This window comes from Pusillimonas caeni (assembly GCF_003545815.1).
Classification (GTDB): domain Bacteria; phylum Pseudomonadota; class Gammaproteobacteria; order Burkholderiales; family Burkholderiaceae_B; genus Pusillimonas; species Pusillimonas caeni.
In genome coordinates this window covers 42,332-65,972 of the sequence record NZ_PDUW01000012.1, presented here as the reverse complement: position 1 = coordinate 65,972, position 23,641 = coordinate 42,332, and the positions used below count along the sequence as shown (strand labels likewise).

Genomic DNA, 23,641 nt, shown 5'->3' with positions numbered 1-23,641 from the left:
TTTCAAAGGAGGTTGTTGATGTCTTTTTCACCCATTACAGGCCAAGCCGAGACCACCATCCACACTCCGGCCCAGGGGCTGGACGAGGGCTCGTTCAAATTGCCGACGTTCGATGGCGCCATCGACGCCTACTACGCCCGGCCGCAGGACGCGTCCAACGCGCCCGTGCTGCTGGTCATCCAGGAAATCTTCGGCCTGCACGAGCATATACGCGATGTGTGCCGGCGCTTTGCGCGCGAAGGCTATTTCGCCGTGTCGGCCGAACTCTACCAGCGCCAGGGCGACCCCGGCGCCTACGACAGCGTGCCCGACCTCGTGGCCAACATCGTCTCGAAGGTATCCGATGAACAGGTGCTTGCCGACCTGGACGCCTGCGCCAAATGGGCCGCAGGAGAGGGCGGCGATGCCTCCCGCCTGGGCGTGACGGGCTTTTGCTGGGGCGGGCGCCTTACCTGGATGTACATGGAGCACAACCCGTCCGCCAAGGCCGGCGTGGCCTGGTACGGCAAGCTGGCCACGGGGCACGGCCCGCTGCAAAAGCGCAATCCGGTGGACGTCGCCCAGACGCTCAAAGGGCCGGTGCTGGGCCTGTATGGCGGACAGGACGCCAGCATTCCGCTCGAGGACGTGCGCCGCATGGAGGCCGAGCTGGCCAAGGGCAATGCGGCGGCCCAGGCTTCCCGCATCGTCGTGTATCCCGACGCGGGCCATGCCTTCTATGCCGACTACCGCCCCAGCTACCGCGAAGCGGACGCCAGGGACGGCTGGGCCAAGGCGCTGGAGTGGTTCAAGACGCGGCTATGATCAGGCCGCCGGCGAGCGCTGCTGCAGCGCCTGGATGCGCACTTCGATGGGCGGATGGGTGGCGAACAGGGCGCTGATGGCGCCGCCGCCCGATATGCCCGAGGCCTCGAAGGTCTTGGGCAGCTCGCCGGCCTGTACGCCGCCCAGCCGCGCCAGGGCGCGGATCATGGGTTCGCGCGCGCCCAGCAGCTTGGCCGAGCCCGCGTCGGCACGGAACTCGCGCTGGCGCGAAAACCAGGCCACGATGATCGAGGCCAGGATGCCGAAGACAATCTCACAGACGATGACGGTGGCAAAGTAGCCGATGCCGACGCCGTCCCGGTCGTTCTTGAGCACCGCGCGATCAACGAAATAACCCACGACCCGCGCCAGGAAAACCACGAACGTGTTCACCACGCCCTGTATCAGCGTGAGCGTAATCATGTCGCCGTTGGCGATGTGGGCCACTTCGTGGCCCAGCACGGCCGTCACTTCCTCTTCGGTCATGCTTTGCAGCAGCCCGGTCGAGACCGCCACCAACGCGTTGTTCTTGAAGGCGCCGGTCGCGAAGGCGTTGGGCGCCCCTTCGTAGACGGCGACTTCCGGATGCCCGATGCCCGCGCGGTCGGCCAATTGATGGACGGTGTCCACCAGCCAGCGCTCGCGGGAGTTGGCGGGCGCCTGAGGGTCGATGACGCGGGCGCCGGTGCTGCGCTTGGCCATCCATTTGCTCATCAACAGGGAAATGATCGAGCCGGTGAAACCCACCAAGGCTGAAAAGATCAGCAATTGGCCCAGGTCCATGCCATTGGCGGTGAGATAGCGTCCGACTCCGAAGACGCTCATGGTGATGCTCAACACGACCAGGACGGCGATGTTGGTCATCAGAAAGAGAAATATGCGTTTCATGGGCTGATTTCCTATTGCGAACTGTAGTTTTGGAGTTGTCTGGAATTATATGGAGACAATATGCGCGGGTTAAAGTGCCCGGCTGGAAGAAATCGCCGCGACCGCAAGACACCGCGCATCGCAAAAATGTGCGGGAGGCAAGTATAGTAGCGTCTTTGCTCGGACCGGTTGCGGGGGCCCTGGATGCAGTCGTTATGGATGTTGCTGGCCTGTGCCATGTTCGCCGTGATGGGCGCCTGCATCAAGGTGGCGGCGGATTTCGGCGCATCGCTGTCCCAGATCGTCCTTTTCCGGGGCGTTCCCTCGGTGCTGCTGCTGGCCGTCTGGGCGCTCGGGACAGGCCGCAAGCTGCGTCCGCCCAGCTGGAAACTGCATCTGTGGCGCAATCTGTCCGGCATCACGGCCATGTGGCTGAGCTTTTATGCCCTGTCCAATCTTCCCCTGCCCACGGCGGTCAGCCTCAACTACACGTCGCCCTTGTTCATTACGGGCTGGATGCTGGTGTCGGGCGGCGCCCAGCGCGACGGGCTGCGCAGCTTGGCCGTCATGCTGGGCTTTCTGGGCGTGATCGGCGTGCTGCGTCCCAGCATAGGCCAGGAACATTTCCTGGCCGGCCTGATGGGCCTGTGTTCGGGCGGCCTTGGAGCGGCCGCGATGTTGCAGGTGCGCCAGCTGGGCCGCGTGGGCGAGCCCGAGTGGCGCACGGTGCTGATCTTTTCCAGCTGCGTCTGCCTCACCAGCATTGCCGGGCTGCTGGCGCAAGGCTGGAACACCCCCGGCCTGACCGCCTGGCTGGGGCTGGTGGGCCTGGGCCTCTCGGGCTTGGTGGGCCAACTGGCCATGACGCGCGCCTTCGGCTCCGGGTCGACCTTGTTGACCGCGGCCCTGCAATACACCACCATTATTTTTGCGGCCATGCTGGGCATCGTCTTCTGGGGAGACCGGCCGGACGTCCTTGCCTGGGCGGGCATGGCCCTGATCATCGGTTCGGGCCTGCTGTCCACGTGGCGCACCTATACTGAAAGCCGCAAGCGGCGCACAGCGGCTCGTCCGAACCGCAAACCGGCCTGAGCCCCGCGATTGTCCTTCGGCTTCCCACCCACTCGAACGCAGGAGCAAGTTTTGTCCGATATTCTCATCAGCCCAGCCCAGCTACAGAATGCCATGGCGCAGGAGCCCTGGCTCGTTTTCGACGTCCGGCACGATTTGGCCGACCATGACGCCGGGCGCAGGGCATACGACGAGGGGCACATCCCCGGCGCGCTGTATCTCGATCACGAGCGCCAGCTTTCGGCGCAGCGCACCGGCAACAACGGGCGCCACCCCTTGCCCGAGCTGTCCCGCTTCGCTTCCCTGATGCGCGGCCTGGGCCTGCGTCCCGAGTCCAAGGTGGCCATCTACGACGCCAGCGGCGGCATGTTCGCCGCCCACCTGTGGTGGATGCTGCGCTGGATCGGGCACGAGCACGCCGCCGTGCTGGACGGCGGCTGGCAGGCCTGGCTGTCCGAAGGCGGATTGGTCGAAGCGGGCGTTGCCCACGGCGGCGCGCGAGCGGCAAAGCCGGGTTCCGAACCTGCCTCGCAGACTGCCCGTGCGACGACGTCGCGGGGCGACGGCACAGAGGGCGGGGCAGGCCGGCTGGAAGACGGGCGCGAAGCGGGGAAACAAGGCATGCCGACCGTCGATGCGCGGGCGGTGCTGGCCAATCTGCAGGACCCCGTCTTCACCGTGGTGGACGCCCGTGCGCCAGAACGCTTTCGCGGCGAGGTCGAACCCATGGACCCGGTAGCGGGCCATATCCCGGGCGCCCTGAACCGCCCCAATTCGCTCAATCTGCAGTCCGACGGCCGTTTCAAGCCGCCCGCGCAGCTGCAGGAAGAATTCCTGGCATTGCTCGACGGCCGCCGCCCCGAGCAGATCGTGCATCAATGCGGCTCGGGCATCACCGCCAGCCACAACCTCTTCGCCATGGAACTGGCCGGCCTGCACGGTTCGGCGCTATACCCCGGTTCATGGAGCGAATGGTGCAGCGACCCCCAAAGGCCCGTGGCGACGGGCGAATAGCTGTTGAGGAATAGCGGTTTGAGCCTTCCGACATGCCTCCGCGACGCCCTTGGCACCCGCGCCAGCGCCGGCGTTTTAGAACTCAGAAACAGTAGACCGACAGTAGACCCGACGCCTCTCTTCCGGCGCCGGGATCGCTTTCAGGCACTTCCATCAAAGCGACCCGGCGGGCCACAGTTTAGGCGGCCCGCCCCTCCATCATGCGGCGATACCAGGCATGGAAGTGCAGCATGCCGTCCTCCATGGGAGACTGGTAGGGACCGGACTCGTCGACACCCCTCTGCATCAGGGCCTTGCGCCCCGCATCCATGCGCTCGGCGATTTCGTCGTCCTCGACGGCGGTTTCCATATATGCCGCGCGCTGGGCCTCGACGAATTCACGTTCGAAAGCCGCGATTTCCTCGGGGTAGTAGAACTCGACCACATTGACGGTTTCTTGCGGGCCGACCGGATGCAGCGTGGACAGCACCAGTACGTGCGGATACAGCTCTATCATGTGGGTGGGAAAATAAGTGACCCACACCGCGCCGAAGTCGGGCGTTTCGCCGCCCCGGAAATCAAGCAGCCGATCGTGCCATTGGCGGTACACATCGCTGCCCGGCTGGGCAAGCGCATTGTGCACGCCTACGCGCTGCAGGCTGTACCACTCGGCAAATTCCCAGCTCAGGTCGTCGCAGGTGACAAAACGCCCCAGGCCCGGATGGAAGGGGCCCACATGGTAGTCTTCGAGATAGACCTCGATGAAGGTCTTCCAGTTGTAGTTGCAGTGGTGGATCTCCACATGGTCGAGCACATAGTCCGAGAAGTCGAACTCGGGGCGCTCGAACAGCGCAGCCATATCGGCCGCCGGGTCGCGAGGGCCTTCGAAGAGCAGGCCGTGGCAGTTCTTGAGCGTGAAGCGCTGCAGGTTCATGCAGGGCGTCTCGGGAAACTGCGGCGCGCCCAGCAGCTTGCCCTGCACGCTGTACGTCCAGCGATGCACCGGGCACACAATGTTGCCGCCCGTCTGGCGCAGGTTGCCGGCACCGTCTTGATTGAAGCCCAGCATGATGGCCTGCCTGTGGCGGCAGACGTTGGACATGAGTTCGACGCCCTGGGGACCGCGCACCAAGACCCGGCCGCCTTTCTCGTGCGGCAGCGTGCGCCAGTCGCCCGGCTCGGGGACGTGCTTTTCGTGCCCCGCATAAAGAGACGATTGTTTGAAGATCAGCGCCTGTTCGCGGGCGAATATCGCCTCGTCGAAGTAGCTGCTGACAGACAGCTGCGTTTGCGCCAGCGCAAATTGCGCCTCCCGACCAATGTCGGTCATGGATTCCTCCCCCGCTGTGCTGAAAAACGGACGCTTAATGCTTGGGCCCTCAAAGAACCGGGTAGTTCCCGGCTTTCGCCTGCCGCGGCTCGGGCTCGGATCTATCGAGCCTGCCATGAACCAAAGCGAGAGTTATTAAGCCTAAGTCCGATGCGAAGAAAAAAACGGCAATCGCCGAATTGTAAAGAGATTGGAAGTGAACATTCGATTGTACCGTAGATTTTTCTTTATAAAACAAGGCCTGGCACGAAAATTAACAAGCGGTCCCGCCGCATCTCGTACAATTCGGGTATTGCCAACCCAATTTTGCGGCGCAAGCCGGATATTTCTTTTTTGGAACTCTTCATGGTCGATCACAGCAGGACACCGGGCGACGCCGGCTCCGCTGCCGGCAGCTCCGCGCCAGGCGACTTGCCGCAAGACTTCGAAAGCGCCCTGGCGCAGCTCGAAGCGCTGGTGTCTCAAATGGAGAACGGCTCCTTGCCTCTGGATCAGTCGCTGGCAGCCTACCAGAAAGGCGTGGAGCTGGCCCGCATCTGCCAGAAGCTGCTCGATACCGCCGAGCAGCAGATCAAAGTACTGCAGGGCAACCTGCTCAGACCCCTGGACGAGGCCGAGGGCGGCTCGCGCGGCGAGTGCTGAGCATGGGAAGAAGCGATTTTCCCACCTGGTTCGCTGAACGGGTACAGCACATGGAAACCGTGCTGGACGGTTTCCTGCCCGAATCCTCGGTGGTGCCCATGCGCCTGCACGAGGCGATGCGCTATTCCGTCATGGGCGGCGGCAAGCGAGTCCGGGCGGCGCTGGTGTATGCCGCGGGCGAAGCCTGCGTGCCCGCCGGCAAGTCGGTCACCTCGGCCCAGGGCATTGCACTGGACCACGCCGCCGCGGCCGTCGAGCTCATCCACGCCTATTCGCTGGTGCACGACGATCTTCCCTGCATGGACGACGACGCCTTGCGCCGCGGGCGCCCCACGGTGCACGTGCAATTCGATGAAGCCACCGCCATGCTGGCCGGCGACGCCTTGCAGCCCCTGGCGTTCGAACTGCTGTCGCAAATGCCCGTCGCCCCGGCCCTGGTGGTGCAGGCGGTGGAAACCCTGGCGCGATGCGCGGGCAGCCTGGGCATGGCCGGCGGCCAGGCCATCGATTGCGCCAGCGTAGGCCTGGACCTCAGCCAGGAGCAGCTGCAGATCATGCACGGCATGAAGACCGGCGCCATGCTCGAGGCCAGCGTGCTGCTGGGCGGCATCGTGGCGGGCGCCAGCTCGACCGCGCGCCAGGGGCTGGAGGCCTATGCCGACGCCATCGGCCTGGCCTTCCAGGTGGTGGACGACGTGCTCGACGTGGTGTCCGACACGAGCACCCTGGGCAAGACCGCAGGCAAGGACGCGGCGGGCAACAAGCCCACCTACGTCTCGCTGCTCGGCCTGGAAGGGTCGCGCGAACTGCTGCAGGCGCTGCGCCAGGAAGCGCACGCGGCCGTGCTGCCGCTGGGCCCGGCCGGCACACGCCTTGCTGAGCTTGCCGACTATATCGTCGGACGCAACCGGTAGGGCCTGTTGACGCTAAAAGGACAGTCGCATGAGCACGCAAATAGCTGACCATCAAGGCGCGACGCGCAGTCGGGGTGGTTCCCCGGCGAGCATTCGCAACGCAGAGGGGCGGCTATTTGCGCGCTCACCCTTCGGGCTGGCCGGCCAAGGCCAGGCATGCGTTGTTGCGAGCTCGTTGCGTGGATCGACCACGCGGCCTCGCCCGCGCCTAGCCTGCCTGGCCTTGGCCGGCCAGTGCGGCTGTCCTTTTAGCGTCAACAGGCCCTAGGCCTGTTAAACCCGATACACGTCCCATACGTATGACTACTGTCTCTCTCGAACACATTGAGTCCCCCGCCGACCTGCGGTCGCTGGACCGGCACGAGCTGGAAGAACTGGCCAACCAGTTGCGTGAATTCGTCCTGCATTCGGTCTCGAAGACAGGAGGGCATCTGTCGTCCAACCTGGGCACGGTCGAGCTGACGATAGCCCTGCACTATGTGTTCAACACGCCCGACGACCCCATCGTATGGGACGTCGGCCACCAGTCCTATCCGCACAAGATCCTGACCGGGCGCCGCGAAGCCATGGCCAAGCTGCGCCAGCTGGGCGGCATATCGGGTTTTCCCAAGCGCAGCGAATCGCCTTACGACGCCTTCGGCACGGCGCATTCGTCCACCTCGATCTCGGCCGCCCTGGGCATGGCCGTGGCGGCCCGCAACAAGGGCATACAGCGCCAGCACATTGCCGTCATCGGCGATGGCGCCATGACCGCGGGCATGGCCTTCGAGGCGCTGAACAACGCGGGCGTCACACCGGACGTCAATATGCTGGTGGTGCTGAACGACAACGACATGTCGATCTCTCCGCCGGTGGGGGCGCTGAATCATTATTTCGCCCGCCTGCTCTCCGGGCGCTTCTATGCCGCCGCCAAGAATATGGGCCGCGCCGTGCTGCAGCACATGCCCCCGGTGCTCGAGCTGGCGCGGCGCTTCGAGGGCCATGCCAAGGGCCTGGTGGCGTCGCCCGCGACGCTGTTCGAAGAACTGGGCTTCAATTACGTGGGACCCATCGACGGCCACGACCTCGACGCCCTGATCCCCACGCTCGAAAACCTGCGTTCGCTGGGCGGCCTGCAGTTCCTGCACGTGGTCACTCGCAAGGGGCAGGGCTACAAGCTGGCCGAAGCCGACCCCGTCCTGTATCACGGGCCGGGCAAGTTCGATCCCTCGGTGGGCATCCAGAAGCCCTCCACGCCGCCGCGGCAAACCTTCACCCAGGTATTCGGGCGCTGGCTGTGCGACATGGCCGACCACGACAGCCGCCTGGTGGGCATCACGCCCGCCATGCGCGAGGGCAGCGGCATGGTCGAATTCCACAAGCGTTTTCCGCAACGCTATTTCGACGTCGGCATCGCCGAGCAGCATGCGGTCACTTTCGCCGCCGGCCTGGCCTGCGACGGCATGAAACCCGTGGTGGCGATCTATTCCACCTTCCTGCAGCGCGCCTACGACCAGCTCATCCATGACGTGGCATTGCAGAACCTGGACGTCACCTTTGCCCTGGACCGGGCGGGGCTCGTCGGCGCAGACGGCGCCACCCACGCCGGCAATTACGATATCGCCTTCCTGCGCTGTATTCCCAATATGGTGGTGGCCGCGCCCTCGGACGAGAACGAGGCGCGCCTGCTGCTGACGACCTGTTACCGGCACGAGGGGCCGGCCGCTGTGCGCTATCCGCGCGGCGCGGGGCGCGGCGCGCCGGTCGAAGCGGGTTTCGATACCGTGCCCCTGGGCAAGGGACGCATCCTGCGCCGGGGCCAGGGCATCGCCATCGTGGGTTTCGGCACGCTCGTTCCGGCCGCACTCGAAGCCGCCGAGAGACTGAACGCCACCGTGGCCGACATGCGCTTCGTCAAACCGCTGGATACCGGGTTGCTCGACGAGCTGGCGCGCAGTCACGATGCCGTCGTGACTGTCGAAGAAGCCGCCCTGATGGGCGGGGCCGGCAGCGCCGTGCTCGAATACTTCAGCGAGCAGGGGGTGGCGATTCCCGTGCTGCAACTGGGGCTGCCCGACCGCTTCATCGACCATGGCGAGCAGGGCGCGCTGCTTCGGTCCGTGGGGCTGGATGCGGATGGAATCGAGCGCAGCATCATGGCCCGTTTCCCGGCGCCGGCCGTCCGAAAAAAGGATAAAGTCGCAAGCTCATTAGGGGAATAAGGGCATTAGCGACTAAACTGTTCCATAATGAACAGTTGTTTATCTCGTCAATGGTCGGGCTTTGCAGCCCGGCCCATCCAGGTCAAGTTATGAATTCAGTTACCGATTCGGCCATGGCGATGCCCGATGTGCAGAGCAGTGTCGATACCCGCCGTTTGCCCATCCAGCGCGTCGGGGTGCGCGGTGTGCGGCATCCCATGCTGGTCGCCTGCTCCAATGGCGAAGCGCTGCCCACCGTCGCCAATTGGGAGCTCACCGTTGCCTTGCCCGCCGAAGAAAAGGGCACTCACATGTCCCGCTTCGTGGCGCAGCTCGAGCAGTACCGCCGGCTTCCCATGACCCCGGTCCTGTTCTGCGAAATGACCGAAAAAATGCTGCCGCTGCTCAATGCGAAGCAGGGCGACATCACGGCCGTCTTTCCCTATTTCATCGACAAGGTGGCGCCGGTGTCGGGCGTCTCCAGCCTCATGGATTACGAGGTCAAGTGGCTGGCGCGCTCCGCCGAGGGCGAAGCCACCCGATTCGAGCTCACCGTGGTGGTGCCCGTCACCAGCCTGTGCCCCTGCTCGAAGGCCATCTCCGAATACGGCGCGCACAACCAGCGTTCGCACGTCACGGTCAGCGCCGTGCTGAGCGATCCGGCCAATGTGGACCTGCCGGCCTTCATTCAACGCATCGAGGGACAAGCCTCCTGCGAACTCTGGGGCCTGCTCAAGCGCGGCGACGAAAAATACGTTACCGAGCGCGCCTACGACAATCCCAAGTTCGTCGAAGACCTGGTGCGCGACGTCGCCATGGCCATCAAGAATATCGAGGGCGTGCAGAGCTTCCGTGTCGAGGCCGAGAATTTCGAGTCCATACACAATCATTCGGCCTACGCCGTCGTCGAAGGCTGACACGGTTCGGCCTGCCGGTCCCGCAGGGGGCGTTCGCCCAGATGGCGGGCCGGCGGCAAAAAACACATGGCGCCAAGCAGTTGCGCGGCAAATTGTGCTAAACTAGCTGGTTTCTTGCTCGACCGAGCCAGGCGTCTGGGGGTGAATACTCAGGGCTTGTGCCGGCGGGCTGACCTTTTGGCGCTGTGCCAAAAGACATCCACAAGGAGTATTACATGCGTCACTACGAAGTAGTGTTTATCGTGCATCCCGATCAAAGCGAGCAGGTGCCCGCCATGATCGAGCGCTACCAGTCCGTCGTCACGAACGAAGGCGGCCAGGTGCATCGCCTCGAAGACTGGGGCCGCCGCCAGCTGGCCTACCCCATCCAGAAGCTCGTCAAGGCCCATTACGTCTGCATGAACATCGAGTGCGGCCAGGCCACGCTCGACGAACTCGAGCATTCCTTCCGCTACAACGACGCGGTGCTGCGCCATCTGGTCATCAAGACCAAGAAGGCCGATACCTCGGCTTCCATCATGATGAAGTCTGTCGAGCGCGAAGAGGCCCGCAAGGCCACGACCGAGTCCGCCAGCACCGACAAGGAATAACCCAGTCGTTCGGAATCCCGGCGTGAACCAGCTTGCACTGACGGCCACCGTTCTTGAACTCAAGCCGTTGCGATACACCCCGGCCGGCGTGCCGGCCATCGAAATGCAGCTGGAGCACGAGTCCGACGTCATGCAGGCGGGCCTCCAGCGCCGCATCAGCATGACAGTCTCGGCGGTGGCTCTGGGCGATATCGCCTTGCTGCTGGCCGATACCCCGCTTGGCGCCCAACTGGCCATAGAGGGCTTTCTGGCTCCTACCCGCAAAGGGTCCGGCAAGCTGGTGGTCCACATACAGAAGGCGAGCCGGGCTTATGCGGGCAGCGGCAGCGCCGTGGTCTAGACGCTTTCCGAACGGACGAAACTGAATCGCGCGGGCCGGCATCGGTTCGACGCATTGTAAATACACAGCCTGGGCAGTGCCCGGGCAACAGACAAGAGGCACATTATGGCTTTCTTCAAAAAAGGCAAAGAGAAGCGCAAGTTCAACCAGCAAAACCCGCTGTTCAAGCGTCGCAAGTTCTGCCGCTTCACGGCCGCGGGCGTCGAGCAGATCGACTACAAAGACCTGGACACCCTGCGTGACTTCATCCAGGAAAACGGCAAGATCATTCCCGCTCGCCTGACGGGCACCAAGGCTCACTACCAGCGCCAACTCGACACCGCCATCAAGCGCGCGCGCTTCCTGGCCCTGCTGCCTTACACCGACAACCACAAATAAGCCGAGGCTATCGTCATGCAAGTCATTCTGCTCGAAAAAGTCGCCAATCTGGGTAATCTCGGTGAAGTCGTCCGTGTTCGCGACGGTTACGCCCGCAACTACCTGATCCCGCAAAAAATCGCCCGCCGTGCCACCGATGCGGCCCTCAAAGAGTTCGAGGCGCGCCGCGCCGAGATCGAGAAGGCCCAGGCCGAGAAGCTGGCCACCGCCGAAGCCACCGGCGCCAAGCTCAATGGCCTGACCCTCAAGATGACGCAAAAGGCCGGCGTCGACGGCCGTCTGTTCGGTTCGGTCACCACCATGGACATCGCCGCCGCGCTGGCAGCCGAGGGCTTCGAGGGCATCCAGAAGTCGCAGGTCCGCCTGCCCGACGGCGCCATCAAGGCCGTGGGCGACTTTCCCGCCCAGGTCGCGCTGCACGCCGACGTCGTCTCCGACATCACGGTGCAGGTGCAAGGCGAAATGGCCTGATCGGCTTTCGCTTCGCCATGGTACATTGGCCGTTCACGGCCATGTACCACGCCACGCAGTAACGAGCCGGCGCGAGCCGGCTTTTTCGTTCATGCCGGGCCCACGAGGGGCTACGGCTCCCGGGACAAACATGTTGGATGCTAAGAAACTATCGGGTGATCCCCAGCTCGACTACCTGAGGGTGCCGCCGCATTCCGTCGAGGCCGAGCAGTCGGTGCTGGGAGGGCTGCTGCTGGACAACGCGGCCTGGGACCGCATCACCGACGTGCTGGGCGAAGAAGATTTCTATCGCTTCGACCACAAGATCATCTGGCAGCACATCACCCGCCTGATCGGCCTGGCGCGCCCGGCCGACGTGGTGACTGTGTACGAGTCTTTGTCCAGCGCCGGCAAGGGCGACGAAGTGGGTGGCCTGGCCTACCTGAACGCCCTGGCCCACAACACCCCCTCGGCGGCCAATATCCGCCGCTACGCCGAAATCGTGCGCGAGCGCTCCATGCTGCGCAAGCTGGTGTCCGTCGCCGACGAGATCTCGGCCGCGGCCTTCAACCCTCAGGGCAAGGAGGCGCGCCAGCTGCTCGACGAGGCCGAGTCGCGTGTGTTCCAGATTGCCCAGGAGGGCTCGCGCGGCGCCGCCGGGTTCCAGGAGATCCAGCCCCTGCTGTCCCAGGTGGTCGAGCGCATCGACGAGCTCTACCATCGCGAGGGCGACTCCGACATCACCGGCGTGCCCACCGGCTTCAGCGACCTGGACCGCATGACCTCCGGCCTGCAGCCGGGCGACCTCATCATCGTCGCCGGCCGCCCCTCCATGGGCAAGACCTCGTTCTCGATGAACATCGGCGAGCACGTCGCCATCGAGCAGGGCCTGCCCGTCGCTGTGTTTTCCATGGAAATGGGCGCTGTGCAGCTGGCCATGCGCATGGTGGGTTCGGTGGGCATGCTCGACCAGCACCGCATGCGTACCGGCAAGCTCACCAACGACGATTGGCCGCGCCTGACCCATGCCGTGCAGAAAGTGCAAGAGGCTCAGATCTACATCGACGAGACCCCTGCGCTGAGTTCGATGGAAGTGCGCGCCCGGGCCCGGCGCCTGGCGCGCCAGTGCGGCCAGCTGGGCCTGATCATCATCGACTATATGCAGCTCATGTCGGCCAACTCCGCGGGCGAGAACCGGGCGACTGAAATTTCGGAGATCAGCCGCTCGCTCAAGGGCCTGGCCAAGGAGCTCAACTGCCCCCTCATCGCCTTGTCCCAGCTCAATCGGAGCCTGGAACAGCGTCCCAACAAACGCCCGGTCATGAGCGACCTGCGCGAATCGGGCGCCATCGAGCAGGACGCCGACCTGATCCTCTTCATCTATCGGGACGAAGTCTACAACCCCGACTCTCCCGACAAGGGCTCGGCCGAGATCATCATCGGCAAGCAGCGTAACGGCCCCATCGGAATGGTGCGGCTTACGTTCCAGGGTTCCAGCACGCGCTTCCTCAATTTCACGCCGGGCATGACGATTTAGGGTGTTCTCTATCGGCTCAGCGCGGCCGCGAACTCCGCGCTGGTGGTGGTCCAGCCGATGAAGTTCTCGACGTTGTGTTCGACCGTGCGCTGTACTTCATCCGGCCCGGCGGGCATGGTTGCGTCGCGTACGAGAATAGCGAAGTATTCCTTGGAGACGGCCTCGCGCAGTGTCCATTCGACGCCTACGTTGCTGGCGATGCCCACGACGCATACCGTGTCGATGCCCCTGGCTCTTAAATGATTGTCCAGGCTGGTGCCGGCAAAGCAACTGGGCCGAGACTTGCGGATCACCACTTCTCCGGGCCGCGGAGACAGCTCGTCGACGATGGCGAAATCCCAGCTGCCTTCGACCAGAATGGGTTCGGCGAGCTCGGGGTGCTGCCGAAAATGGCGCATGGCGGGCGACTTGAACCACCATGGCGAATTTTCGGGAATGTCGCTCAAGTCGCGTGCGAAGCCGTTCTGGAAATGAAAGATGGGGATGCCGGCGCCGCGGGCCGAACCGAAAACACGGCCGACCGCTTCGATGACTTGCCTTGCGCCGCTGATGTCGAAGCCGATGCGCTCGAGGTAGCCGCCCGGCGAGCAGAAGGCGTTCTGCATATCGTTCACGACGATGGCGCAGCGATCGGGGTTCAACCTGAAAGGCTCGGGACGGGCTTGCAGGACCGGGTTTACAGATGTGCTTGCCATGCTGTCTCTTCAAGTGGTCGATATGGGGCGTAGGCTCAACTCTGGTATTTTGTCTCGTTGCTGTCCGAGCGCGAGGGAAAATAAAAAAGCATTAGTGAAATTGCAGCTATTCATCCACGAATTCATATCGGTAGCGTAATTCGGCTTCGTCCTGGACCAAGCGCAGATATCCTGCTGTAGGGCTCGGGAAGTGCGCCGGGAACAGCAGCGTGCCTTCATGGGCATGCTGCTTCATGAAGGCCAGGCGGGTTTGGCGCGCCTGATGGGCGTCGAAGCAAAAACGGGTGCTCCAGTCGGGAAATCGGCATTGCAGCGGATGATGCAGCAGGTCGCCGGTAATGATCGCCTTCTTGCCTTCGCTGTCGATCTCCACGCACACATGGCCGGGAGTGTGGCCCGGCGTGGGAATCAGGCGCAGCGCGTCGTCGATCCGATGATCGAAGTCGACGATGTCGGCCAGGCCCGCTTCGAAAATGGGGGTCACGCTGTCGGCGACATAGTCGCCGGTACGCTGCAGCGCCACGCGGCCTGCGTCGCTGCTCCAGTATTCGTATTCTTTGTCGACGAACAGATAGCGGGCATTGGGGAAGGTGGGCCGCCATTTTCCGTCGACCAGCCGGGTATTCCAGCCGATATGGTCGACGTGCAGATGGGTGGACAGGACGACGTCGACTTCTTCGGGCGAGACGCCGCTTTGCTCGAGCCGCTCCAGCCAGTTCCATACGGCGCCGTCGAACTCGGGCCGGGGCCGTTGCTTGCAATCGCCCACACAGGTGTCGACCAGAATGATTTTTCCGGCGCTGCGCAATAAAAAGCTTTGCATGCAGATCACCAGGCGATCGGAGGCGGCATCGTATAAATGGGGGGTGAGCCAGCTTTGCCGGGCAATCAGTTCAGGACTGGAATCGGGATAGAGCTCGCCCGGATGCAGCAGCGGATCGGAAGATTCGATCAAAAGCTCGACATTCACTGCGCCAATTTGAAAGCTTCTGATGGGAGTCTGCACCTTGTCTCTACCTTCTTCGTTCTTGATGGCTGCTCTGCGCGGCGGGTTCTTCGGACGCTGCGTGGGCGATATGAATACATATTGAGGATGAGTCTGAAGCGATCTTTAGAATGCTGTCAAGGCCAGGGACGGAACCGGCTCATGGCCGAAGCTGCGGCCGCCGCGCATACGCGCCGGCGATCACCGCGCAGACAATCAGCTGTATCTGGTGAAACACCATCAAGGGCAGCACGATGGAGCCCACCGCATGCGAAGCGAACAGGATATTCGCCATCGGTATCCCCGTCGCCAGGCTTTTCTTCGAGCCGCAGAACAGCAGCGTGATCCGGTCCTCCAGGCTGAAGCCCATCAGCCGCCCCAGCCCCATTCCGATGCCCATCACCAGCGCCAGCAGAACCATGCTGATGATCACCACCGCCACCAAGGCCTCGATCGGCGTGCGCGCCCACAGGCCGTCGATCACCGCCGCGGAGAATGCCGTGTACACCACCAGCAGTATCGTTCCCTGATCGAGCAGCTTCAGCGACGCATTGCGCCGCGCCATCCAGGCGCCCGTCCATGGGCGCGACAGATGGCCCGCAACGAAGGGCAGCAGCAACTGCAGCATGATCTTGCCGATCGTGTCGTAGTGGAATCCATCCCCTTGCGACCCGGAGTCGAGCAGCAGCAGGCCGGCCAGCGCCGGCGTCACGAACACCCCCAGCAGGCTCGAGGCCGAGGCGCTGCATACCGCCGCCGGCACATTGCCCCGCGCCATCGACGTGAAGGCGATGGCCGACTGCACCGTGGCCGGCAGGCAGCACAGAAAGAGCAGGCCCGACTGCAACTCGGGCGTCAGGTAAGCGCTGGTCAGCGGCGCGCCAAGCACTCCCAGCAGGGGAAAGAGCAGGAAAGTCATGCTGAAGATCACGACATGCAGCCGCCAATGCGTCATGCCCGACACGATGGCCTCGCGTGAAAGACGGGCGCCGTGCATGAAGAACAGCAGGGCGATGGCGAAGGTGGTCAGCCAGCCGAGCAGATCGGCGGCGCCGCCGCGCGCCGGCAGCAGGCTGGCGAGCAGTACGACGACGAGCAGCTTGACCAGAAAGGGGTCGATGCGAAGCATGATTTGAAAGAGGGGTGTTATCCAGCTTGCGTGGAGAGGGGGGCGGTCATGGCCACGGCCATGTCGAAGGCGGCCCGAAGCGAGGCCGGGTCGGCAATGCCGCGACCCGCGATGTCGAAGGCCGTGCCGTGGTCGACGCTGGTGCGCACGAAGGGCAGGCCCACCGTCACGTTCACGCCTTCCTCAACGCCCAGGTATTTGACGGGTATCAGGCCCTGGTCGTGATATTGGGCCACCACGATGTCGAATTCGCCCCTGCGGGCGCGCATGAAAATGGTGTCGCCCGGCCACGGTCCGCTGACGTCCAGGCCTTGCGCCCGGGCCTGGCGGATGGCCGGCTCGATGATGTCGATTTCTTCCCGGCCGAAGCGGCCGTTCTCGCCGGCATGGGGGTTCAGGCCTGCGACCGCGATGCGGGGCTGTTTCACGCCTGCCTGCAGACAGGCCTGATGGGCCAGCCTGATGGTGTCCAGTTCGCCTTGCACGGTGATGTGCCTGAATACGTCGGCCAACGCCATATGTATGGTGACCAGGATGACGCGCAGCTCGCGGTTGGCCAGCATCATGGCGTAGTGCGGCGTGCCGGTGCGCTCGGCCAGGATCTCGGTGTGGCCCGGAAAGTCCGCGCCGCCCGCCTGCATGGCCTCCTTGTTGAGCGGAGCGGTGACGATGGCCCGCAGGCGGCCGGCCAGGGCGTCGTCTATAGCGTGGCACAGGTATTCATAAGCGCCTCGGCCGGCGGCCGCATCGAGCCGGCCGGGAACGAGGTCGGGCGGCAGGGCCCGCCAGCGATTGACCACGGTGAGCGAATCGGCGGAAGGGGCGGCCGGCAGGGCGTCGACCGCATCGGTCTGGACGATGGGGATGCGCTGAAGGCCCAGATCGCGCGCCGTGCGGCGCAGCACGCCCGCGTCGCCATAGACCACGGCGGGGACGTCCAGCCCCGCGTCGAACAGTTTGAGGATGATCTCGGGGCCGATGCCCGCGGCATCGCCCATGGTGATGCCCAAGGGCGGGGCGGCGCGCGCCGGCGTGCTCATGCGCCGCCCCACGGGTTCCGGCTACAGCGTTTCACTGGCATAGTCGGCAAGGCGCGAGCGCTCGCCCCGCTGCAGCGTGATATGCCCCGCATGCGGCCAGCCCTTGAAGCGGTCGACCACGTAGGTAAGGCCCGAACTGCCCTCGGTGAGGTAGGGCGTGTCGATCTGGGCGATGTTGCCCAGGCAGACGATCTTGGTGCCCGGCCCCGCGCGCGTGACCAGGGTCTTCATCTGCTTGGGCGTAAGGTTTTGCGCTTCGTCGATGATGAGGAATTTATTCAGGAAGGTGCGGCCGCGCATGAAGCTCAGCGACTTGACCTTGATGCGCGAACGGATGAGTTCCATGGTGGAGTTCTTGGTCCATTCCTGGCCGCCGCCGCCGGGACTCATTTCGTTGCCGGGGCCCAGATGCAGCACTTCGAGGTTGTCTTCGAGGGCGCCCATCCAGGGCAGCATCTTTTCTTCTTCGGTGCCGGGCAGGAAGCCGATGTCGTCTCCCACCGGCACGGTGGCGCGCGTGATGATGATTTCGTTGTAGCGCTTGGTTTCAAGCGTTTGCGTCAGCCCGGCCGCCAGGGCCAGCAGGGTCTTGCCGGTGCCGGCCTGGCCCAGCAGCGAGACGAAGTCGCAATCGGGGTTCATCAGCAGATTGAGCGCGAAATTCTGCTCACGGTTGCGCGCGGTGATGCCCCAGACGTTGTTCTTGCCGTGGCTGTAGTCGCGCAGGGTAGCCAGCACGGCGCTTTTGCCGCTGACTTCCTTCACCTGGGCGTACAAGGGCAATTCGCCTTCGAAGTAGACGAACTCGTTGACGATGAACTCGGCGCAAAGCGGCCCCTTGACGCGGTAATAAGTGGTGCCGCCCTGCTGCCAGGACTCGACGTCCTTGCCGTGCTTGGTCCAGAAGTTCTCCGGCAGGGGCATGACGCCGTCGTAGAGCAGATCGGAGTCGTCCAGGACATGGTCGTTGTAGTAGTCTTCGGCCTCCAGGCCCAGAGACAGCGCCTTGAGGCGCATATTGATGTCCTTGGACACCAGGATGACCTGCCGCTTGGCGTAGACGGCCTGCAGCGCATGCACGACGTGCAGGATGACGTTGTCGGCCTTGCCCATGGGCAGCTCTATGGGCAGTTCGGACGACAGGGCGCTGGTCTGGAAGTACAGCGAGCCCAGGGCTTCCTGATTGCCCAGGGCGTCCAGGGCCATGCCCTGGGCCAGGTCGCCGGTCGCGCCGACCAGGCCGTCCAGGAAGCGGCTGACCTGGCGCGCGTTGCGCGACACTTCGGACATGCCTTTTTTCTGGTGGTCGAGCTCTTCGAGCACGATCATGGGCAGGAAGATATCGTGCTCTTCGAACTTGAACAGCGAGTTCGAGTCGTGCAGCAGCACATTGGTGTCCAGCACGAAAAGCTTGCGCCGGGCGGTGGGCAGGCGTGTCTTCTTGGCCCCCTTGGGCTTGACGACCGCCAGGCGCGGCTCTTTGGGCTGCGCGGCGGGCGGTGTTGCCTTGGTTTCGGCCGGCTGGCGCGCCGCGGGAACTTCGACCGGGGCCGGGACGGTCGCGACGTCGGCTTCGACGGCGACATCGGCGGTGGACAGCACGGTTCCCATACGGGTAGGCAACTTGGGCAGCGGCATGAGGCGTAGGCTCCTGGTGGTGGTCGTTGGTACGGATCGTGGCGCCGCGTCAGCCCGCGGCTTCGTGCAGCGCCTGCAGCACCGCCTCGACGTGCCCGGGCACGCGCAGGCCGCGCCATTCACGTACCAGCACGCCTTGCGGGTCGATGAGGAAAGTGCTGCGCTCGATTCCTCTTACCTGTTTACCGTACATATTTTTCAGCTTCATGACCCCGAACAGTTCGCAGAGCGTTTCGTCGGTGTCGGCAATGAGGGGAAAGGGCAGGCCCTGCTTCTCGATGAAGTTGCCGTGCGTCTTGAGCGAATCGCGCGAGACGCCGATGATGCGGCAGCCGGCCTTCTGGAACTGGGCGTAGTGGTCGCGAAAACCCTGCGCCTGGGTGGTGCAGCCCGGCGTGTGGTCTTTGGGATAAAAATACAGCACGGTCCATTTGCCGGCCAGCGTGGCCTTGGTGATGTCGCCTTCTGTGCTGGCTGCGGTGAAATCGGGCAGCGGGGCGCCGACGGTGACTTGACTCATTGTGTGGGCTCCAGTGGCAGCAGGGCGGCGACGACGCGCCGGCCCTCGGCCATCAAGATGTTGTAGGTGCGAGCAGCCGCCTGGGTGCTCATGGCTTCGACGCCTATGCCCATGGCGAGCAGTTCGCCCACCGTCTCGGCCGGCAGCAGGCGCTGCCTGGAGCCGGTGCCGATGAGCAGGACTTCGGGGGCGTCGGGGGGACGGGAGGGCGGTGCGCCGTCGAGAAAGGCCATGGGGTCGGGCCGGGATTCGGCCAGGCCCGCGGCCTGTCGAAGCGAGGCCGTGCTGATGGCGCCGGGGTCGTCCGCCGACCAGCGGCGGACTTCGCCTTCGGGGCCGAAGCAGACGGCATGCCTGTAGGTCACGGCGTTGATTTCGATGTAATCCTCTCCGTAGGCTGTAACAGTATTCAGCGCGGGGTTGGACTCGGACTGTAATTGCACTCGGTAACTCCCATCTTCATTCCGATCATAGCGCAATTATGGGGCGGAAGAGGGGCGGCTGGACGTGGCGGCGCCGCCTTCTGCCGGAAGGCGTTCCGCCGTATCGTCCGCCTGGTCGCCACGCTGCCTGAACGGGCCGGCGCGGCGGTCGTTTTCATGCCGGCGGGCGCCGGCCGGCCGGCCTTTTTACGGCGCCATCGCGATCGTTTAAACTAACAGGTTATCTTTTCCCTTTCAGCCTTTTTCAGCTTTTCTCCGGACCCCGAAGGACTCCCATCATGACGAATTTTCCTCGAATAGAGCGGCTGCCTCCCTATGTCTTCAATATTACGGGCGAGCTCAAGATGGAGGCGCGTCGTCGAGGAGAGGACATCATCGACATGTCGATGGGCAACCCCGATGGTCCCACCCCCAAGCACATCGTCGACAAGCTCATCGAGGTGGCCAGCCGCCCCGATACGCATGGGTACTCGGTGTCCAAAGGCATTCCCCGGCTGCGCCGGGCCATCTCGGGCTGGTACGAGCGCCGCTACGGCGTCTCGATCGACCCCGATTCCGAAGCCATCGTCACCATCGGCTCCAAAGAAGGCCTGGCCCACCTCATGCTGGCCACGCTCGACCGCGGCGACACCGTGCTGGTACCCAATCCCAGCTATCCCATCCACATCTACGGCGCCGTGATCGCAGGCGCCAACATCCGTTCGGTGCCCATGGTGCCGGGCGTGGACTTCTTCGAGGAAATCGAGCGGGCGGTGCGCGAAAGCATTCCCAAGCCCAAGATGATGATTCTGGGCTTTCCCAGCAACCCCACGGCGCAGTGCGTCGACCTGAGCTTCTTCGAGCGGGTGGTGGCGCTGGCCAAAGAGCACAATATTCTGGTGGTGCACGACCTGGCCTACGCGGACATCTGTTTCGACGGCTATGTGGCGCCTTCCATCATGCAGGTCGAGGGCGCGCGCGACGTGGCGGTCGAATTCTTCACCATGAGCAAAAGCTACAACATGGCCGGCTGGCGCATCGGCTTCATGGTGGGCAACCGCGAGCTCGTCAATGCGCTGGCCCGCATCAAGAGCTATCACGACTACGGCACCTTCACGCCCATACAGGTGGCGGCCATCGCCGCGCTCGAGGGGCCGCAGGACGAGGTGCAGCGCGTGGCCGAGCTGTACCGCAACCGGCGCGACGTCCTGGCCAAGGGCCTGCACGAGGCCGGCTGGATGGTCGATGTGCCCAAGGCCTCGATGTATATCTGGGCCAAGATCCCCGAGTTCTATCAAGAGCTGGGCTCGCTCGAGTTCTCCAAGAAGCTGCTGGCGCAGGCGAAAGTGGCCGTCTCGCCGGGCGTGGGCTTTGGCGAGTACGGTGACGACTACGTTCGATTCGCCCTGATCGAAAACGAGCAGCGCATCCGCCAGGCGGTGCGCGGCATCAAAGAAATGTTCCGAAAGGACGGATTGAGTAAATGAAAGCAGTGAAAGTAGGTCTGTTGGGCCTGGGCGTCGTCGGCGGCGGCACCTGGAAGGTATTGACGAACAACGCCGGCGAGATCGAGCGGCGCGCCGGACGGCGCATCGAAGTGGCAGGGGTGGCGGTACGCGACGTCCAGAAGGCCCAGGCCCTGGTCGGCGATTCAGCCTACATTACGCAGGACGGCATGCGCGTGGTGCGCGACCCCGACATCGATGTGGTCGTCGAAGTGATCGGCGGCGAAACGATTGCGCGCGAATGGATCATGGAAGCCATTGCCCACGGCAAGCACGTGGTCACCGCCAACAAGGCACTGCTGGCCCGCCATGGCAACGAGATCTTCGCCGCGGCCGAGGCCAAGGGCGTTACCGTGGCGTTCGAGGCCGCGGTGGCCGGCGGCATACCGGCCATCAAGGCCATACGCGAGGGCCTGGCCGCCAACCAGATTCAGTGGGTGGCGGGCATCATCAACGGCACCAGCAACTTCGTCCTGTCTGAAATGCGCTCGCGCGGCCTGTCCTTCAACGAGGCCCTGGCCGAAGCCCAGCTGCTGGGCTATGCCGAAGCCGACCCCACTTTCGACGTCGAAGGCGTGGACGCCGCCCACAAGCTCACCTTGCTGGCCTCGATCGCCTTCGGCATTCCGGTGCAGTTCAACAAGACCCACACCGAGGGCATCTCGCATCTCGCCCGCGAAGACATCGCCCATGCCGAGCGCCTGGGCTACCGCATCAAGCTGCTGGCCATCACCCGCCGCAGCGAACGGGGCATCGAGCTGCGGGTGCATCCCACGCTGATTCCGGCCGAGCGCCTGCTGGCCAACGTCGAAGGAGCCATGAACGCGGTGCTGGTCAGCGGCGATGCCGTGGGACCTACGCTTTACTATGGCCAGGGTGCCGGCGAAATGCCCACCGCTTCGGCCGTCGTGGCCGACCTCGTCGACGTGGCGCGCGCCCTCGACGTGAAACCGGCGCACCGCGTCCAGCACCTGGGCTTCCAGCCCGAATCGGTGGTGGATATTCCCGTGCTGTCGATGGACGACGTCGTGTCTTCCTATTACCTGCGCCTGCGTGTCGAGGATCGTCCCGGCGTGCTGGCCGATCTGGCTCGCATTCTGGCCGACGCCGATATTTCCATCGGCTCGATGTTCCAGGAGCCCCATGGCGACAACGACGCCGACATCATCTTCCTGTCGCACGAAGCCCGCGAAGGCAACGTCGAAGACGCGCTGAGAAAGATCCAGTACCTGCCCTTCGTCAAGTCCAAGGTCACCCGCCTGCGCATGGAGCACCTGCTATGAAATACCGCTCGACCCGCGGGGGGATGAACCCGCTGCCGTTTTCAGACATTTTGCTCGAAGGCCTGGCGCCGGACGGCGGCCTGGCCCTGCCCGAGACCCTGCCGCAGGTGTCGGCCGAACAGCTCGAAGCCTGGCGCGCGCTCGACTATGCATCGCTGGCCGCCGAGGTGCTGGGCCTGTTCATCGACGACATCCCGCGCGAAGACCTGAACCGCCTCACCCAGGCGGCATACGCCCCGGGCATATTCGATTCGCCCGACGTGGTGCCGCTCAAGCCCCTGTATGGCAAGACCAGCCTGCTGGGCCTGTCGCAGGGCCCGACCCTGGCGTTCAAGGACATGGCCATGCAGTTCCTGGGCCAGGTGTTCGAATACGTGCTGGCCAAGCGCGGCACCACCCTGAACATCGTGGGCGCCACCTCGGGCGACACCGGCTCGGCGGCCGAATACGCGCTGCGCGGCAAGAAGGGCGTGGCCGTCTTCATGCTGTCGCCCCACGGCCGCATGAGCGACTTCCAGCGCGCCCAGATGTATTCGCTGCAAGACGCCAACATCCACAACCTGGCCGTCAAGGGCGTGTTCGACGAGTGCCAGGACATCGTCAAGGCGCTGGCGGGCGACCTTGAATTCAAGGCCGCCTACCGGCTGGGCGCGGTCAACTCCATCAACTGGGCGCGCATCGCCGCCCAGATCGTGTACTACTTCTGGGGCTGGCTGCGCGCCACCACCGGGCCCGGCCAGCAGGTTTCCTTCGCCGTGCCCACAGGCAACTTCGGCAACATCCTGTCGGGTCATCTGGCACGCGAGATGGGCCTGCCCATCGCCAAGCTGGTGCTGGCCACCAACGAGAACAACGTGCTGGAAGAGTTCTTCCGCACCGGCGTCTACCGGCCGCGCTCCGCCGCCCAGACGCACGCCACCTCCAGCCCCTCCATGGACATTTCGCGGGCGTCCAACTTCGAGCGCTTCGTCTTCGACCTGGTCGGCCGCGACGCCGGCAAAGTGGCCCAGCTGTGGAAGCAGCTCGAGCAGCAGGGCGAATTCGACCTCAGCGAACTCAAGCCGCAGTTCGAGTCCCGCTATGGCTTTATCGCCGGGATCAGCACCCATCAAGACCGCCTCAAGACCATCCGTTCGGTCTACGACGACACCGGCGTGCTGATCGACCCGCATACCGCCGACGCCGTCAAGGTCGCCGCCGAGCACGCCGACCCCGACACCCCCATGCTGGTGCTGGAAACCGCGCTGCCCGTCAAGTTCGCGGACACCATCCGCGAAGCCACCGGGCAGATCGCCCCCGTGCCCGAGCACCTGCAAGACCTGCCCGGCCTGCCCCAGCGCGTTCAAGTCATGGCTTGCGACGCAGGCCTCGTCAAAGACTACATCCGGCAGCACGCCGAGCTGTAAGCAAG

24 protein-coding genes are annotated in these 23,641 nt (G+C 64.2%); 15 read left to right on the top strand and 9 right to left on the bottom strand.

Going from position 1 to position 23,641, the window contains the following annotated elements; all coding sequences use genetic code 11:
- Positions 1-18: 18 nt before the first annotated feature.
- Positions 19-804: a dienelactone hydrolase family protein gene (locus CSC67_RS19735; protein ID WP_118996180.1), complete on the top strand. Its 786-nt coding sequence runs from the start codon at positions 19-21 to the stop codon at positions 802-804.
- Here CSC67_RS19735 and htpX read toward each other — a convergent pair whose 3' ends face one another.
- Positions 805-1,692 carry a protease HtpX gene (gene htpX / locus CSC67_RS19730; protein WP_118996179.1) on the bottom strand — a complete coding sequence of 296 codons (888 nt, stop codon included), beginning with the start codon at positions 1,690-1,692 and terminating at the stop codon, positions 805-807. It lies immediately after the preceding gene.
- Between the two features lie 183 nt (positions 1,693-1,875).
- Between htpX and CSC67_RS19725 the strand changes: the two genes are divergently transcribed.
- A complete protein-coding gene (locus CSC67_RS19725; RefSeq protein WP_118996178.1) occupies positions 1,876-2,763 on the top strand; it encodes a DMT family transporter in 888 nt (295 codons plus the stop codon).
- A 51-nt stretch (positions 2,764-2,814) separates the two neighbouring features.
- Positions 2,815-3,756 carry a sulfurtransferase gene (locus tag CSC67_RS19720; RefSeq protein WP_118996177.1) on the top strand — a complete coding sequence of 314 codons (942 nt, stop codon included), beginning with the start codon at positions 2,815-2,817 and terminating at the stop codon, positions 3,754-3,756.
- A gap of 178 nt (positions 3,757-3,934) precedes the next feature.
- On the opposite strand, the gene CSC67_RS19715 is transcribed toward CSC67_RS19720, so the two are convergent.
- Positions 3,935-5,065 (bottom strand): aromatic ring-hydroxylating oxygenase subunit alpha, encoded by a 1,131-nt coding sequence (locus tag CSC67_RS19715; RefSeq protein WP_118996176.1) that lies wholly within the window; start codon positions 5,063-5,065, stop codon positions 3,935-3,937.
- Between the two features lie 345 nt (positions 5,066-5,410).
- Between CSC67_RS19715 and CSC67_RS19710 the strand changes: the two genes are divergently transcribed.
- From CSC67_RS19710 to CSC67_RS19670, 9 genes are all read left to right on the top strand, one after another.
- Positions 5,411-5,707, top strand: a complete 297-nt coding sequence (locus CSC67_RS19710) for an exodeoxyribonuclease VII small subunit (RefSeq protein WP_118996175.1) — start codon at positions 5,411-5,413, stop codon at positions 5,705-5,707.
- Positions 5,708-5,709: 2 nt separating this feature from the next.
- Positions 5,710-6,621 (top strand): polyprenyl synthetase family protein, encoded by a 912-nt coding sequence (locus CSC67_RS19705; protein ID WP_118996174.1) that lies wholly within the window; start codon positions 5,710-5,712, stop codon positions 6,619-6,621.
- A gap of 299 nt (positions 6,622-6,920) precedes the next feature.
- A complete protein-coding gene (gene dxs, locus CSC67_RS19700; RefSeq protein WP_118996173.1) occupies positions 6,921-8,822 on the top strand; it encodes a 1-deoxy-D-xylulose-5-phosphate synthase in 1,902 nt (633 codons plus the stop codon).
- Positions 8,823-8,911: 89 nt separating this feature from the next.
- Positions 8,912-9,718 carry a GTP cyclohydrolase FolE2 gene (folE2, locus tag CSC67_RS19695; RefSeq protein ID WP_118996172.1) on the top strand — a complete coding sequence of 269 codons (807 nt, stop codon included), beginning with the start codon at positions 8,912-8,914 and terminating at the stop codon, positions 9,716-9,718.
- Positions 9,719-9,933: 215 nt separating this feature from the next.
- Positions 9,934-10,308 (top strand): 30S ribosomal protein S6, encoded by a 375-nt coding sequence (gene rpsF, locus CSC67_RS19690; protein ID WP_118996171.1) that lies wholly within the window; start codon positions 9,934-9,936, stop codon positions 10,306-10,308.
- Positions 10,309-10,330: 22 nt separating this feature from the next.
- On the top strand, positions 10,331-10,648 hold the full coding sequence (priB, locus tag CSC67_RS19685) for a primosomal replication protein N (RefSeq protein WP_118996170.1): 318 nt from the start codon (positions 10,331-10,333) through the stop codon (positions 10,646-10,648).
- A 105-nt stretch (positions 10,649-10,753) separates the two neighbouring features.
- Complete coding sequence (gene rpsR / locus CSC67_RS19680; protein ID WP_118996169.1) at positions 10,754-11,026, top strand: 30S ribosomal protein S18; 273 nt, start codon at positions 10,754-10,756, stop codon at positions 11,024-11,026.
- A 15-nt stretch (positions 11,027-11,041) separates the two neighbouring features.
- Positions 11,042-11,497 carry a 50S ribosomal protein L9 gene (rplI, locus tag CSC67_RS19675; RefSeq protein ID WP_118996168.1) on the top strand — a complete coding sequence of 152 codons (456 nt, stop codon included), beginning with the start codon at positions 11,042-11,044 and terminating at the stop codon, positions 11,495-11,497.
- A gap of 130 nt (positions 11,498-11,627) precedes the next feature.
- A complete protein-coding gene (locus tag CSC67_RS19670; RefSeq protein WP_118996167.1) occupies positions 11,628-13,013 on the top strand; it encodes a replicative DNA helicase in 1,386 nt (461 codons plus the stop codon).
- Positions 13,014-13,021: 8 nt separating this feature from the next.
- Here the strand turns inward: CSC67_RS19670 and CSC67_RS19665 are convergent, their stop codons facing one another.
- From CSC67_RS19665 to CSC67_RS19635, 7 genes are all read right to left on the bottom strand, one after another.
- Entirely contained in the window at positions 13,022-13,708 is a 687-nt protein-coding gene (locus tag CSC67_RS19665; protein WP_118996166.1) for a cysteine hydrolase family protein, read from the bottom strand.
- A gap of 106 nt (positions 13,709-13,814) precedes the next feature.
- Positions 13,815-14,678 carry an MBL fold metallo-hydrolase gene (locus CSC67_RS19660; RefSeq protein ID WP_245220305.1) on the bottom strand — a complete coding sequence of 288 codons (864 nt, stop codon included), beginning with the start codon at positions 14,676-14,678 and terminating at the stop codon, positions 13,815-13,817.
- Between the two features lie 175 nt (positions 14,679-14,853).
- Positions 14,854-15,822 carry a bile acid:sodium symporter family protein gene (locus tag CSC67_RS19655; RefSeq protein ID WP_118996164.1) on the bottom strand — a complete coding sequence of 323 codons (969 nt, stop codon included), beginning with the start codon at positions 15,820-15,822 and terminating at the stop codon, positions 14,854-14,856.
- A gap of 17 nt (positions 15,823-15,839) precedes the next feature.
- Positions 15,840-16,862 (bottom strand): 4-hydroxythreonine-4-phosphate dehydrogenase PdxA, encoded by a 1,023-nt coding sequence (gene pdxA / locus CSC67_RS19650; protein WP_118996163.1) that lies wholly within the window; start codon positions 16,860-16,862, stop codon positions 15,840-15,842.
- A 21-nt stretch (positions 16,863-16,883) separates the two neighbouring features.
- Entirely contained in the window at positions 16,884-18,500 is a 1,617-nt protein-coding gene (locus CSC67_RS19645) for a PhoH family protein (protein WP_118996162.1), read from the bottom strand.
- A gap of 49 nt (positions 18,501-18,549) precedes the next feature.
- On the bottom strand, positions 18,550-19,020 hold the full coding sequence (locus CSC67_RS19640) for a peroxiredoxin (protein WP_118996161.1): 471 nt from the start codon (positions 19,018-19,020) through the stop codon (positions 18,550-18,552).
- Positions 19,017-19,463: an Mth938-like domain-containing protein gene (locus tag CSC67_RS19635; protein ID WP_118996160.1), complete on the bottom strand. Its 447-nt coding sequence runs from the start codon at positions 19,461-19,463 to the stop codon at positions 19,017-19,019. Before CSC67_RS19635 ends, CSC67_RS19640 begins: the two co-directional genes overlap by 4 nt.
- A gap of 278 nt (positions 19,464-19,741) precedes the next feature.
- On the opposite strand from CSC67_RS19635, the gene alaC reads away from it, so the two are divergent.
- From alaC to thrC, 3 genes are read left to right on the top strand one after another with little or no spacing between them, the layout of a single operon-like run.
- Positions 19,742-20,929: an alanine transaminase gene (gene alaC, locus CSC67_RS19630; protein ID WP_118996159.1), complete on the top strand. Its 1,188-nt coding sequence runs from the start codon at positions 19,742-19,744 to the stop codon at positions 20,927-20,929.
- Entirely contained in the window at positions 20,926-22,230 is a 1,305-nt protein-coding gene (locus CSC67_RS19625; RefSeq protein ID WP_118996158.1) for a homoserine dehydrogenase, read from the top strand. The genes alaC and CSC67_RS19625 overlap by 4 nt, the downstream gene beginning before the upstream one ends.
- The gene (gene thrC / locus CSC67_RS19620; protein WP_118996157.1) at positions 22,227-23,636 is read left to right on the top strand and encodes a threonine synthase; all 1,410 of its coding nucleotides are present in this window, start codon (positions 22,227-22,229) and stop codon (positions 23,634-23,636) included. The genes CSC67_RS19625 and thrC overlap by 4 nt, the downstream gene beginning before the upstream one ends.
- Positions 23,637-23,641: the final 5 nt, after the last annotated feature.

Bases quoted from the DNA above. Each gene is read 5' to 3' on its own strand.
- dxs (WP_118996173.1), top strand. From the start codon at position 6,921: ATGACTACTGTCTCTCTCGAACACATTGAGTCCCCCGCCGACCTGCGG.
- CSC67_RS19735 (WP_118996180.1), top strand. From the start codon at position 19: ATGTCTTTTTCACCCATTACAGGCCAAGCCGAGACCACCATCCACACT.
- CSC67_RS19710 (WP_118996175.1), top strand. From the start codon at position 5,411: ATGGTCGATCACAGCAGGACACCGGGCGACGCCGGCTCCGCTGCCGGC.
- CSC67_RS19670 (WP_118996167.1), top strand. From the start codon at position 11,628: ATGTTGGATGCTAAGAAACTATCGGGTGATCCCCAGCTCGACTACCTG.
- CSC67_RS19715 (WP_118996176.1), bottom strand. From the start codon at position 5,065: ATGACCGACATTGGTCGGGAGGCGCAATTTGCGCTGGCGCAAACGCAG.
- CSC67_RS19640 (WP_118996161.1), bottom strand. From the start codon at position 19,020: ATGAGTCAAGTCACCGTCGGCGCCCCGCTGCCCGATTTCACCGCAGCC.
- CSC67_RS19705 (WP_118996174.1), top strand. From the start codon at position 5,710: ATGGGAAGAAGCGATTTTCCCACCTGGTTCGCTGAACGGGTACAGCAC.
- rpsF (WP_118996171.1), top strand. From the start codon at position 9,934: ATGCGTCACTACGAAGTAGTGTTTATCGTGCATCCCGATCAAAGCGAG.
- rplI (WP_118996168.1), top strand. From the start codon at position 11,042: ATGCAAGTCATTCTGCTCGAAAAAGTCGCCAATCTGGGTAATCTCGGT.
- thrC (WP_118996157.1), top strand. From the start codon at position 22,227: ATGAAATACCGCTCGACCCGCGGGGGGATGAACCCGCTGCCGTTTTCA.
- CSC67_RS19625 (WP_118996158.1), top strand. From the start codon at position 20,926: ATGAAAGCAGTGAAAGTAGGTCTGTTGGGCCTGGGCGTCGTCGGCGGC.
- rpsR (WP_118996169.1), top strand. From the start codon at position 10,754: ATGGCTTTCTTCAAAAAAGGCAAAGAGAAGCGCAAGTTCAACCAGCAA.
- pdxA (WP_118996163.1), bottom strand. From the start codon at position 16,862: ATGAGCACGCCGGCGCGCGCCGCCCCGCCCTTGGGCATCACCATGGGC.
- CSC67_RS19725 (WP_118996178.1), top strand. From the start codon at position 1,876: ATGCAGTCGTTATGGATGTTGCTGGCCTGTGCCATGTTCGCCGTGATG.
- folE2 (WP_118996172.1), top strand. From the start codon at position 8,912: ATGAATTCAGTTACCGATTCGGCCATGGCGATGCCCGATGTGCAGAGC.
- CSC67_RS19645 (WP_118996162.1), bottom strand. From the start codon at position 18,500: ATGCCGCTGCCCAAGTTGCCTACCCGTATGGGAACCGTGCTGTCCACC.
- alaC (WP_118996159.1), top strand. From the start codon at position 19,742: ATGACGAATTTTCCTCGAATAGAGCGGCTGCCTCCCTATGTCTTCAAT.
- htpX (WP_118996179.1), bottom strand. From the start codon at position 1,692: ATGAAACGCATATTTCTCTTTCTGATGACCAACATCGCCGTCCTGGTC.
- CSC67_RS19665 (WP_118996166.1), bottom strand. From the start codon at position 13,708: ATGGCAAGCACATCTGTAAACCCGGTCCTGCAAGCCCGTCCCGAGCCT.
- CSC67_RS19655 (WP_118996164.1), bottom strand. From the start codon at position 15,822: ATGCTTCGCATCGACCCCTTTCTGGTCAAGCTGCTCGTCGTCGTACTG.